At 37.4% G+C, this 11,705-nt stretch carries 13 protein-coding genes; all 13 read right to left on the bottom strand.

The features are described from left to right. Positions 1-328: 328 nt before the first annotated feature. The 13 genes from ASU31_RS14115 to ASU31_RS14060 all read right to left on the bottom strand — a co-directional run bounded on the left by ASU31_RS14115 (position 329) and on the right by ASU31_RS14060 (position 11,670). On the bottom strand, positions 329-1,120 hold the full coding sequence (locus ASU31_RS14115) for an SDR family NAD(P)-dependent oxidoreductase (RefSeq protein WP_057932933.1): 792 nt from the start codon (positions 1,118-1,120) through the stop codon (positions 329-331). Positions 1,121-1,168: 48 nt separating this feature from the next. Next, positions 1,169-1,750: a TetR/AcrR family transcriptional regulator gene (locus ASU31_RS14110; RefSeq protein ID WP_057932932.1), complete on the bottom strand. Its 582-nt coding sequence runs from the start codon at positions 1,748-1,750 to the stop codon at positions 1,169-1,171. Positions 1,751-1,823: 73 nt separating this feature from the next. Next, a complete protein-coding gene (locus ASU31_RS14105) occupies positions 1,824-2,744 on the bottom strand; it encodes a helix-turn-helix domain-containing protein (RefSeq protein ID WP_057932931.1) in 921 nt (306 codons plus the stop codon). Between the two features lie 18 nt (positions 2,745-2,762). Next, a complete protein-coding gene (locus ASU31_RS14100; protein WP_057932930.1) occupies positions 2,763-3,596 on the bottom strand; it encodes an SDR family NAD(P)-dependent oxidoreductase in 834 nt (277 codons plus the stop codon). A 582-nt stretch (positions 3,597-4,178) separates the two neighbouring features. Then, positions 4,179-4,349: a hypothetical protein gene (locus ASU31_RS27505; RefSeq protein ID WP_157258016.1), complete on the bottom strand. Its 171-nt coding sequence runs from the start codon at positions 4,347-4,349 to the stop codon at positions 4,179-4,181. 21 nt (positions 4,350-4,370) lie between these two features. Further along, positions 4,371-5,339 (bottom strand): NAD(P)H-quinone oxidoreductase, encoded by a 969-nt coding sequence (locus tag ASU31_RS14095; RefSeq protein WP_057932929.1) that lies wholly within the window; start codon positions 5,337-5,339, stop codon positions 4,371-4,373. Between the two features lie 28 nt (positions 5,340-5,367). Next, on the bottom strand, positions 5,368-5,811 hold the full coding sequence (locus ASU31_RS14090) for a lipocalin-like domain-containing protein (protein ID WP_057932928.1): 444 nt from the start codon (positions 5,809-5,811) through the stop codon (positions 5,368-5,370). A 48-nt stretch (positions 5,812-5,859) separates the two neighbouring features. Continuing rightward, complete coding sequence (locus ASU31_RS14085; protein ID WP_057932927.1) at positions 5,860-6,417, bottom strand: hypothetical protein; 558 nt, start codon at positions 6,415-6,417, stop codon at positions 5,860-5,862. 309 nt (positions 6,418-6,726) lie between these two features. Beyond that, positions 6,727-7,278 carry an antibiotic biosynthesis monooxygenase gene (locus tag ASU31_RS14080; protein WP_057932926.1) on the bottom strand — a complete coding sequence of 184 codons (552 nt, stop codon included), beginning with the start codon at positions 7,276-7,278 and terminating at the stop codon, positions 6,727-6,729. Between the two features lie 100 nt (positions 7,279-7,378). Then, positions 7,379-9,586: an ATP-binding protein gene (locus ASU31_RS14075; RefSeq protein ID WP_057932925.1), complete on the bottom strand. Its 2,208-nt coding sequence runs from the start codon at positions 9,584-9,586 to the stop codon at positions 7,379-7,381. An 86-nt stretch (positions 9,587-9,672) separates the two neighbouring features. Next, positions 9,673-10,368 (bottom strand): LytR/AlgR family response regulator transcription factor, encoded by a 696-nt coding sequence (locus ASU31_RS14070; RefSeq protein ID WP_057932924.1) that lies wholly within the window; start codon positions 10,366-10,368, stop codon positions 9,673-9,675. A 70-nt stretch (positions 10,369-10,438) separates the two neighbouring features. After that, a complete protein-coding gene (locus ASU31_RS14065; protein WP_057932923.1) occupies positions 10,439-10,912 on the bottom strand; it encodes a Dps family protein in 474 nt (157 codons plus the stop codon). Positions 10,913-11,385: 473 nt separating this feature from the next. Continuing rightward, positions 11,386-11,670, bottom strand: coding sequence for a GIY-YIG nuclease family protein (locus tag ASU31_RS14060; RefSeq protein ID WP_057933025.1), 285 nt, complete (start codon positions 11,668-11,670; stop codon positions 11,386-11,388). Positions 11,671-11,705 lie beyond the last annotated feature (35 nt).

Raw genomic sequence — 11,705 nt, 5'->3', positions numbered from 1 at the left:
TAAAAATAAAGAGTACAACTTCCTGATAATTAGGTTTTGTACTCTTTATTTTGACTTCCGGTACCGATCAGCAGGAATACTTTGAATATTTAGATCGCTTTTTATTGCTCATTGAGCCTATAATTGAGGATTTGGAACGGAAAAATTTCATTTAGTTTTTCTATAAAACAAAGTCTTGTCAGATCATGTATACCTTGACAAGACTATTTTAGAACAAAAAGTTGGCAAATATGAGAGATGCAGTTTTGGTTTATATCGAAGTTTATATAACCTCAAGGTTCACATAATAAAACTAATACTTTATTTGAATTAACTATTGAAAACAAGATCAAAGCGTCTTCAAAACACCACCATCAGCCCTCAAGCTAGCTCCATTTGTAGCTAAAGACAACGGACTGGAAAGATAGGCTGCCAGGTTTGCAATTTCTGCCGGGTCAATAAAGCGTCCTAACAGCGAATGAGGGTTAGTTTGCTGCATGATGCCAGCTTTTAGCTGCTCCACACTCATATTTTGTATACCTGCAATATGTTCAACGGTTTTAGCTACTCCATCAGAATAAGTCGGCCCGCCTAAAATAGTATTTACCGTAACCTCTGTACCTTTGGTTAATTTTGATAAGCCATTGCTCACGGACATCATTGCGGCTTTGGTCATTCCATAGTGTATCATATTATCCGGAACATTAACACCCGACTCACTGCTGATAAAAATGATCCTTCCCCTGTTCTTGCTGAGCATCTTCGGCAATAATGCCCTTGATAATCTTACGCTGCTCATGACATTGATCTCAAACATGTGATACCAATCGTTATCGGTAGTTTGCGCAAAATCTTTCAGGTCAAAAATCCCGACATTGTTAATCAGAATATCGATATCATTTAATTGACTTAACAGGGCTTCTATCTGTGCTTTAACAGAAAAATCAGCTGCGATCCCGGATACAATCGCATTTGGAAATTGTTTTTGTAACGCCGCAACTGCAGCATTCATTTTTGTTTCTTCACGACCATTTATAATGACCTCAACCTCTTCGGCCAATAATTGCTGCGCAATGGCAAATCCAATTCCCTGTGTTGCGCCACTGATAAACGCCCTTTTTCCTTTTAGTTTTAAATCCATCTTATTTTTATTTTTGTATCGATCAATACACAATTAGTCAAAAAAAATTTAACCTATAATATCCAGCTGCATTTCTACTTGCGCTGCGAGTACTTTTTCATCAGGATAAATTCTTCTGAGGGTATTAAGGCCACACCAGAAAGTGATCAGGTATCTACCCAAAGCTTGCGATGATAATGGGTTTTGCAGGTGACCGAATTCCTTTTCTCTTTCAATTGCGTTCACAAACATCTGCTCAACATCTTTTAGTATTCGAATGGCATCTGCCTCCAGCTCATCATCAATAAAAGTCATTTCTACAACTGTATTTGCTATGATACAACCTCTAAAATGATCTGTTTGGTTTGCTTTGGCTATACTCCTGAAAAAGTCTTTTATCAACGCCAGCGGAAACTCGCTTCTTTCCAGTATTTTTCTGAAATCATTAAATGCTTCCCTCCGCTGTTGAATTGCTGCGCTGAAAACTTCCTTCTTCCCTCCTTTAAAGCTGTTGTAAAAACTACCGGAACCTACTCCGGTAGCGGTCAACAAATCGTTTAGCGAGGTTGCCGTATATCCTTTTTCCCAGAAAATCTGTTGCGCTTTGCTCACCAACTCGGTATTCTCAAATAATGTAGGTCTTCCTTTCATTGATATAATCACTTTTGTATTGATCAATACAAAAATAGAAAATTCAACTGGTTATCAAAAAAAATGGGCTGAATTAATTAAATGATTGCCGATACTGCAAAGGAGTTTGCATGGTTTTTTTCTTAAATAACTTATTAAAAGACTGAGGATACTCAAATCCAAAGCGGTAAGCAATTTCGCTAATATTAAGGCTTGTTGTAGAAAGTAAAACTTTTGCTGCCTCGATGATATGATTGTGGATATACTGCAGGGTGCTCTGTCCGGTGAGGCTACGCAACATATCACTTAAGTAATTGGCAGAAAGGTTAAGCTCATCGGCAAGTATTTTGACACTGGGAAGCGTAAGCACAGCCTTTTTATCGTTTTCAAAATAGCCCGTAAGAATTTCTTCTAACCTTGTTAAAAGATCGTGATGTACAGCCTTTCTGGTAATGAACTGCCTGTTGTAAAAGCGATTTGAGTAACTAAGCAGTAGCTCTACATGCGAAACCATCACATCCTGGCTATATTGATCGATACTGTTTTTTAGCTCCTGCTGCATTTGTTTCAGGAGGGAGAAAATAACTTCTTCTTCTTTTACAGATAAATGAAGTGCCTCTGCAACCGAATATGAGAAAAAACCGTAATCTTTAATACGCTTCGCTAAGGGATAATTCTGGATGAGCGCTGGCTTAAATACCAGCATGTAGCCATTAACCTGTTTTCCGTCTGTTTCTCGTACCGAGAACACCTGTCCTGGTTTAGTGAATGTCATGATCCCTTCTTCAAAATCGTAGTCCTGTTGCCCGTAACGGAATTTGCCGTTTGTACCAGTTTTTATGGCTATGCAGTAGAAATCATTCGTAAAATGCTTCCATACATCACTGTGTTTGTAGCTCAGCAGTGCAAAATCAATCACACTTACCAAAGGATGATCGGGCTTTGAAAGTGCAAATAAACGGTGCAGTTCAGAAATCGAACTGATCTGGTAAGGTGATTGATCTGTCTTCTTCATTTCCTCAAATTTAATCAATTAATCGAAGTTGGTGGAAAGTGACAGGTGTTTCCATTGTTCCATTTCAGCTTGCTCCTTATTCCGGTGTTCCAGGATAGAGCTATAGCTGTCTGGTCCAAGTATAAGGTGAACGGGAGGTTCTTCTGCTTTTACGATTGCATTCAGTGCTTGTGCCAGTTTTTTCGGATCGCCTGGCTGGTGTCCGTTAAAACTGCTCAACATGGCTGCATGCTCTTTTTTACCGTAACCGATCACATTTTTTTTGGCCACAACCAGCGTATGATCAGACATGAAATTAGTACGGAACATACCTGGAGCCACTACAGTAACCTTAATGCCAAAGGGTTTGACTTCTTGTGCCAATGCTTCTGAAAGACCTACAACAGCAAATTTAGCCGCATTGTAACTTCCGGTATTGGCGTAACCCATGTAACCCATATTTGAAGCAATGTTAATGATGTGTCCAGATTGCTGTTTTCGGAGGTACGGCAGCACATGACGAATAATGTTCACTGTTCCAAAAACGTTAACCTCCTGCGTTTTACGGAATTCTTCTTCAGAAATTTCTTCCAAGCTCCCCACCAGATAATAGCCGGCATTGTTTAATATCACGTCTAGCCTTCCAAAATGCACAATGCTTTTGAATATGGCATCGCTAACGGCTCCATCGTTAGTAATATCTAATGCCAGAGGAAGAAAGTTTTCGCTAGCTTCGCCAAGGCTGCTCATGAGTTCGTTAACATTCCGTGAAGTAGCTACCAATTTGTCGCCGTTTGCCAATACGAGTTTGGCAGTTTCAAGCCCCATCCCTTTGGATGCACCTGTGATAAACCATACTTTTTGTGTATTCATTTTTTTAATTTTGATTGTGGCACAAAATTCGGCGAACACGGACTGGTAAAAGTATCCATTTTACAGACATATGTATCCAATTTCAGGATCAGTGAATTCAGGATGAATGACTGAGTTTTAGCTGAGCGCTACAACCATCCATTGGTAGTCATCTAACTATAACCTGTTATAAACGAGAAGTTTCTAATGCAATATTCTGCACCTGCTATCTTTGAATAAGAAATGTTCAAACATAATCTTCTACCCCCGTAGTTGTAAAAACCTTTAAAAGGAATACTTTAACAATACTGAGATAGCATAGAAGACTGATTTGACATTAAAAAACCGTACTTTGAACAAATCAAAGTACGGTTGTACCGATCAGCAGGAATACTTTGAACATTTAAATCGCTTTTTATTGCTTATCGAGCTTATTATCGAGAATCTGGAAAGAAAAGGATTCATTTAATCAGGCATCAAAAATCAAGGTGATTTTAAATAAATATACCGATTAATGTAAATATTCCTTTTTCATTTTTATAAAGGCTGTCTATTTTTCTGGTTAAGATGACAGCTAGTATGAAAACGGAAAGTTGGTAAGATTTATAAAGTCACGCTGCTGAGGATGATTGGATAATTTATAGGCAAAACCATAAAGTTTCCTATAATATGGGCAGAGAATAATCCATCTGCAACCGTAAAGGTACTTGTATCGACAAAACCCGCACTGAAAGCCATAATCCGGGATGAATAGAATACAGCATCTCTTTTCATCGTTTATTAATTTAATTTGTGCTATCTCACAAGAATAATTTTGCCTGTATGCGAGCCGTCTTCAAGCAATCGATGCGCTTCTGCAGCCTCTGAAAAAGCGAATGTTTTAAAAATAACAGGTCTAAACCGTTTAGATTCAATCAAAGGCCAGACATTTTTCTGGATCTCTTTTGCTAATTTTTTTTTGAATTCATATGTTCTGCTTCTCAGTGTACTTCCTGTGATGGTCAAGCGTTTTGTCATCACTTTCCAGATATCAAGATCGACCCGGCTGCCATCGACAGCGTTAATATGAATCAATCTGCCTTCCGGATTCAGGATATTTATATTTTTGCTTAAATAATCGCCACCAATCATATCCAGAATAACATCTATACCTTCATTCTGAAGTTCGGTTTCAAAATTCTGAGTTCTGTAATTAATGTACGAATCAGCACCGAGTTCAAGACATTTCTGTCCTTTTTCATCAGAGCCAACGGTGACAATCACTTTTGAGCCCAAAGCTTTAGCTATTTGAATACCTGTAATTCCAATCCCACTATTTCCACCGTGGAGCAAAAGGGTTTCCCCGGGTTGAAGATTTCCTCTTTGAAACACATTAGACCAGACCGTAAATATTGTTTCCGGTAAACTTGCCGCTTCAGCAAAGCCTAGATCAGCAGGAATTGGCAAACATTGTCCTTCACGCACACTCACATATTCCGAATAGCCGCCACCTGCTAGAAGTGCGCAAACTCTGTCTCCAACTGCAAAATCAACGACATTAGGGCCACATTTTACAATGATCCCGGAAACTTCCAATCCTGGGATTTCTGTAGCAACATCTGCAGGAGTTGGATAATTTCCTTCACGTTGTAAAACATCGGAACGGTTGAGTCCGGCTGATTTTACTTCGATTAAGACTTCGTCTCCGGATATTTCCGGAATTGGGTATTCTTGTAATTTCAGTACTTCAGGAGCGCCATACTTTGTAATAACTACTACTTTCATTTTTTTTCAATTTTAATTTCAGATTATTTTAAACTCTTTTCCACGTCAATTTGTGAATCACCAATTGACAATTACTGTTGAAGGGTTTCTCACTTTCAAGATGCAAAAAACCATCTTTAAAATGGACAATCCGGTTTTGCGTTTGCCCCGTCCAGTTGGGAAAAAGCGAAATATACATCCTGTGGCTCACTATCTGTTTTTCATCATCCGTTTTGAACGGTCCTGAATACGCAAGATAGGTTGAAGCTTCCTGTGTATATTCTTCCGGCGTAGCATTGGTCCAACGTTCCTGATGAAAGTTTATACGGTGAGTATCCATAATTTGTGCCGACATATAACCGTCAGGATTATACAGAATCAGTCCTTTCGGATTTTTGCCCATAGGATGGGTCATCTCACCGCCAGTGACAGGAACTTCGATGAACTCAACCAAAGCCCAGGTTCCTATAAGTTTATTAAACAGTGATTCCATAATTTTAAATAAAATGAGCGTACCGGAATACGCTCATTATGTTTTGAATTAGAAAGGTTGATTGTATTTTCCTGTCAACGCTTTATTTTCGATACTTTTTGCAAAGTTGGGTGTTTCTTCGTGGTTGTGGGCGTCAGAAGCAGCTTGTCTGGAAGCTGCGGCATCAGCTAGATTCACATTGTGTTCTTTCAAGTATCCAAACATTTCCGGTGTTGCCGTTGCGTGAATTTCGTTCGTATACAAGGTAGTGTTATCATCAATTTTTGTAGCCTTCAGTTCCCATAGAACTTGAACTTTGGTGCGACCTCCTTTTGTGATAGAATCTGATACTGATAACATTCTGCAGTAATCCGGACGGTGCTCTACAGCGACATAATGCTGCACCATCAGCGCATCACCAATTGTTTCTACATTTAATGATACCGGTTCGCCATCATAAGTTGAAGAAATGGCTGCGCCGATATGTTGGGTTGAGCATCGCTGATATTCAGCATCAGGAAGGTTTAATAACCAATCTGCGATGTTTACTTTTTCGATAGGTGCATTGATGATTGCCGTAACTGTAGAGTGAGACAATGCATTTTCTGGTGTTTGCAAAATTTCCATAATGTTTGGGTTTTAATTCTTTTAATTTGATGATATAAAGCTACCACCAACCCATTTAAAATGAATTTACTCTTCGATGAACAGGCAAAAAATGTCGTTAAATATGCAAAAAAACACATGGAGAGGTAAAAGCCAAAAATGATCAATGGTTTGAAATGAAATCCAACTGGCTAATAAACCTGAATTTTGGCATCAACAGTTAACTCCCAGCGTTTTTATCCTATTATAACCCATAAAAAAATCACTGCAATTTTACAGTGATTTTCTAAACTCCAACATGCAATAACTTAAAGGAATATTTAAATCCCATCATTTAAACAGCCACTTTTTAATCAGCTTGGTATAATTTGGCATTACCACATAAACCATCAATAATACAATACATCCCGAACTAACTAAAGCATCAAAATAGTGATTTACCGGAATGTTTACCCATCTTAAAAGTGGAAATAGTAAAATTGGAATGACGAGTGATAAAGGATAAATGGCTGACCAGGTAGCAAGAAACTGTTTCCATCGAGCAGGTGATTTGTTATCCTCATTTTCCGCGTTGAAAAGAAAATCCAAACCGGATTTTATCTGATACCGATCATTTTTTCTGAAAAAAGGATTCGCTTTTTCAATCAGTCTTTTCCGTTCTGGAGATTCCATCCAGCGCTTAAGATGATCGATGGTATCAAAGCGGATAATAACTGTATAAACAAATGTCAATTTAGGAATCGGCCTTACGATCTGTAAATCGATAAAACCTTCCGAATGTTTAGAAATGGGTACGATTTCATCTAACCATTTTTCATATTCTTTTTGTTTACCCGCCAAAATATGGTGGGTAATTACTACTGACGCACCTGTATTCTCCATGTACTGATAAATTTTAATGGATTAAAAAAAGCTATCTAATAATCTTAACCACCTCTTTTTCAATTAGTTTATAATTATAATCAGGCAATACTATTTTTTTTCAAAATTGTTCCAAGAATATTCTTGCTTCGGCAGTTGCATGAATCAGCGTATTTTCCAACTCTTTTATAACCAGTTCTGTAGTTGCATTGGATTCAGAAACCATTTCAAGTATATCTAATTTCTCTTCTAACAAGTTTAGTAATCCCATCATGGCAATACTGGTTTTAAAATCGTGGGCCCTCAGTTTTACGGTTGCAAAATCATTTTTTTGATATGCAGCTATAAGCTGTTGCAAATGATTTGGAATGTGATCAATAAACTGCTGGGTAACTGTTTTTTCAAATGTAATATCGCCACCGCTAATAGACCGCATATAATTTAGGTCTAAGAATTGAAAGCGGGAAGCAGTTTCTTCAACTGCTACTTTTGTTTGGTCTAGCTCCTGCAATCCAAAATTAGCTATCAGTTTAAAAAGTTCTTCTTCTTTTATAGGTTTGGAGATGTATTCGTTCATCCCCCTACTCAAGCATTTTTCTCTTTCGCCCGCCATTGCATGTGCCGTCATGGCAATAATGGGAATATCTAATTTCAGGACTTCACGAATCTGTTGAGCTGCCGTATAGCCATCCATTTGTGGCATTTGGATATCCATCAACACCAACTCATACTTTTGATGGCTAAGCTGTTCAATGGCCTCTAAACCATTGGATACGATATCAAAATCGATGTTCCACTGCAGTAACAAATGTTCCATTAAACTTTGATTGATAGCATTATCATCAACCACAAGGACACGCAAAGGAACATTTGATCTGTCTTTAAAATAAGCTGTATCCACAGCCGCTGATGAACTAATTTGGTCTTGAGAAATAACATAGGGAATGTAAAAATGGAAGGTAGTTCCTATTCCCTGTTCACTGGTAACTTCAATATTTCCATTTTGCAACTGTATTAAATTTTTCACGATTGATAAACCGAGCCCGGTTCCACCGTAATTTCTGGTAACGGAATCTTCACCCTGGTTAAATCTTTCAAAAACTTCGTTTAATTTTCCTTTATCAATCCCTATTCCTGTATCAGAAATCTTGAAGCCAAGAGTTACTTTGTTCTCTATCTGTTCTTTTTTATAAACTTCAATGTTGATTTTTCCCTGCTGTGTAAATTTGATGGCGTTACCAATCAGGTTAACTAAAATCTGTGTAAGTCTGGTGGCGTCACCGGTTAAAGTATCTGGAATGGAAGCGTCAACTTTGCTGGATATGGTTAAGCCCTTTTCTTTTACATGTTCCAAAAAAAGTGTTTCCACAGAATTTATTAATCCATTGATACTGAAAATTCCCGGTGTGATGCGCATCATTCCAGCTTCAATTTTTGAAAGGTCAAGTATGTCATTAATAATGGCCATCAAATTTTCTCCAGACCGTTGAATTGAGGATACAAATTCTGTAGAAGTGGCATCCAAAGGTCTTTTCAGCAATAGATTGGTAAAACCTAGAATACCGCTTAATGGTGTTCTAATTTCGTGACTCATATTAGCCAGGAAATTTTCTTTTGTTTGTGCAGCCACTGATGCTTTCTTTTCAGCCACATCCAATTCCTTGATTAATAAATGTTGTCTGCGAAACTGACGGATAATATGAAAACCTATGACTGCACCACTCAAAACAATTAAAATCAACAAGTAAATATCATACCTACTTGACTTTTCCCCCATTTCCTCGCTCCTTTTACTCAGCTCAATCATATGCAATTGCCTACTTCTATAAATTTTAGCCGTAATGGAAGTAATTTCGTTGGAAATTGTTCTTGCACGGGGATTAGCGATGGAACTTTGATCATCCATATTTCCCAAAGTAAGGTAGCGCCGCAAAAGTGTCTCTTTTACGACCTTTTTATCCAGTGCAAGTACACTTAGCCGATGTATTAATTTTTCTTCGTTAACATCGGCATTATCTCTCGAAAGAGAATCCAGAAAGCTTTCGATCTGATTAATTTTTTGATCGATTCCTTCAAGATGTGAAGTATCATTAGTAGCGATAGATGCCCTTATCCTACTTTCCACCCCCAAAATATCACGATCGATTTCCCTCAAGTGGTTACTGGAACGCAACTCGTGTAAAAGTGTATTGTTATTTTTTATCAATTCCCTGGTATTGTTGGCTGAATTGATCTGCAAAGAAATTAACAATATTGAATCGGCAATGAACGTAAGCATAATCAAATAAGCGAAGCGCTTATTGCCCATAACTGTTGAAATGTTAATCATAAATTAAAATATAAGTTGATAATTATGAATGTTTGAAATCAAACTAATCATACAGTAGAGCTTAAAAAGGCATCATTAGTTATTGCTTAGAAAACATTCATTCTGGTATTAAGTGCTTTTCGGTAAGCATCGGCAACGGGGATAAATTTTCCATCGATGATGATTCCGCCATCCTGAAGTGTATCGATTTTACTAACGGCCACAATGTATGAGCGATGAACTCTGATAAAATTATCCTTTAACAGACGCTCTTCTGCAGACTTCATGGTGCCATGAATCGCAAACATCCTTTCTTTGGTGTAAAACTTCACGTAGTCACCCATTGCTTCAGCGTAAAAAATATCATCCAGTTTCAATCGCCTGGTAATATTAGCATCTCTTACGAACAAAAACTCATCTTTCTCATACCTCACATTCTCCTTTCTACTATCAAATATTGCCTGGGCTTTACTCACCGCTTGTAAGAATCTGGCAGGGGTAAATGGTTTGAGGATATAGTCTGCGATATTTAGTTCAAAAGCTTCTAATGCATATTCCTTTTTGGATGAGGTAAAAATGATAATGATATCCTTGCCTGACAGGCTTTTTGTAAGTTCAATCCCATTCATCTCTGGCATTTCGATATCCAGAAATATCAGATCTATTTGATTTGTCTGTAAATGATGATAAGCCTCTATTGCATTTGCATAATCATTTACAATGATAAGATTTGGGATTTTTTTTGCCAAATGTGCCAAGGTGGTTCTGGCGATATCATTGTCATCAACGATTAAAGCTTTCATAGAGATAGTTATTTATGATTTACATCAAATATAATTACTCTATTTTTAATTTGACGCCACAGGATTTAAATTACCTAAAATAAGAACGGATCATCCAGGCCATTTCTTCATGAGTTTCCATTAGGCCTGTAATGAAATCGCTTGAACCATAATCTTTGTATTTTTCTGCAAAGGGGATAATATTTCCACGTAAAAACTCAATAATACTTTCGTGGTCTTTTAAAAGATCTTTCATAAAACCTAAACCATCATTTGTTCTTTCGCTGTATTCAGCAAGATGCGTAATTTCTAAATAATTTTTCATTGTTGCAGGTGCATAATGGCCAATTTTTCGCATGCGCTCAGCAACACTGTCAATTAGTTCATCCAGCTGTTTGTATTGAGCCTCAAAAAAAATATGATTGGCATGGAAGTTATCACCAGTTACATTCCAGTGTGCATTTCTTGTTTTGGTGTAAAGTACAAACTCGTCGGCTAATAATTTTGCCAATTCCACAGCAACTGCATCTGTGTTTTTTTCGGTAATTCCTATATTGGTTTTCATCTTTTAAAATTTCTAATTTTAAGCTGTATTGCTCTTAATTCATATTTAAAGGTCAGTAAGAATCTGATAAAGATCACAGAAATTTCGTTGAGTAGGCAAAATCAGTCGTTGAAGAGGGGATTAAAAATGATAGTGCTGCAGTGGAACTATCAAAAAAGGCAATATGTAATTACAAAAGTGTATCTCCATAATAGAAAAAACCAAGCTAAAGGATAGCTATGAAAAATTAGTTCTGAACTAATCTCCGCCTCCCCTCTTACCAGACTGAACCATTACCATAAATACTTTGAACAAGGCGAGAGTAATTGAAAACAATAATTTGGCATAAAAAAACCGGACTTGAATAGTTCAAAGTCCGGTTAGTACCCAAGAGGAGATCTGATAGCTATCGGATCGAACTCCCACACCCATACAGGCGCCAGCCCCTCAAGCTGGTGCGTCTACCACCCCAATAGCTATCGGGGTCGCCACCGTTATCTATACAGCATAATAAGCCTGGTTTGAATATCTTCGTATTTTTTTAGGTTTTTTATGTAAGTTATGCTTTTCATTTTTTTAATATGTAGTTCAATCAGCCTAGCTTGCTGGTATGCCAAATCATTGATATGAAGAAAAAGTTCCCAGTCGGTAGCTTTACTGGTAAAACTATCAGTATAAACCCCTTGTAAATGTTCATCTAATCGTTGGGATAAATCTAAACAACTACCAGTATAAAAACGGTTCAATTTTTTTGAAAAAAGAATATAAACTGATGCCATATAACGAAAAAGAGTTTGGTAAAAACCAAACTCTT

Origin of the sequence: Pedobacter ginsenosidimutans (genome assembly GCF_001442625.1) — a bacterium.
Classification (GTDB): Bacteria; Bacteroidota; Bacteroidia; order Sphingobacteriales; family Sphingobacteriaceae; genus Pedobacter; species Pedobacter ginsenosidimutans.
The sequence above is the reverse complement of the archived record's forward strand: the minus strand, read 5'-3'. Positions and strand labels throughout refer to the sequence as shown.

Excerpts from the sequence above, each read along its gene's own strand:
- ASU31_RS14060 (WP_057933025.1), bottom strand. The coding sequence starts at position 11,670 with ATGGCATCAGTTTATATTCTTTTTTCAAAAAAATTGAACCGTTTTTAT.
- ASU31_RS14085 (WP_057932927.1), bottom strand. The coding sequence starts at position 6,417 with ATGGAAATTTTGCAAACACCAGAAAATGCATTGTCTCACTCTACAGTT.
- ASU31_RS14070 (WP_057932924.1), bottom strand. The coding sequence starts at position 10,368 with ATGAAAGCTTTAATCGTTGATGACAATGATATCGCCAGAACCACCTTG.
- ASU31_RS14065 (WP_057932923.1), bottom strand. The coding sequence starts at position 10,912 with ATGAAAACCAATATAGGAATTACCGAAAAAAACACAGATGCAGTTGCT.
- ASU31_RS14105 (WP_057932931.1), bottom strand. The coding sequence starts at position 2,744 with ATGAAGAAGACAGATCAATCACCTTACCAGATCAGTTCGATTTCTGAA.
- ASU31_RS14095 (WP_057932929.1), bottom strand. The coding sequence starts at position 5,339 with ATGAAAGTAGTAGTTATTACAAAGTATGGCGCTCCTGAAGTACTGAAA.
- ASU31_RS14110 (WP_057932932.1), bottom strand. The coding sequence starts at position 1,750 with ATGAAAGGAAGACCTACATTATTTGAGAATACCGAGTTGGTGAGCAAA.
- ASU31_RS27505 (WP_157258016.1), bottom strand. The coding sequence starts at position 4,349 with ATGAAAAGAGATGCTGTATTCTATTCATCCCGGATTATGGCTTTCAGT.
- ASU31_RS14090 (WP_057932928.1), bottom strand. The coding sequence starts at position 5,811 with ATGGAATCACTGTTTAATAAACTTATAGGAACCTGGGCTTTGGTTGAG.
- ASU31_RS14115 (WP_057932933.1), bottom strand. The coding sequence starts at position 1,120 with ATGGATTTAAAACTAAAAGGAAAAAGGGCGTTTATCAGTGGCGCAACA.
- ASU31_RS14100 (WP_057932930.1), bottom strand. The coding sequence starts at position 3,596 with ATGAATACACAAAAAGTATGGTTTATCACAGGTGCATCCAAAGGGATG.
- ASU31_RS14080 (WP_057932926.1), bottom strand. The coding sequence starts at position 7,278 with ATGGAGAATACAGGTGCGTCAGTAGTAATTACCCACCATATTTTGGCG.
- ASU31_RS14075 (WP_057932925.1), bottom strand. The coding sequence starts at position 9,586 with ATGATTAACATTTCAACAGTTATGGGCAATAAGCGCTTCGCTTATTTG.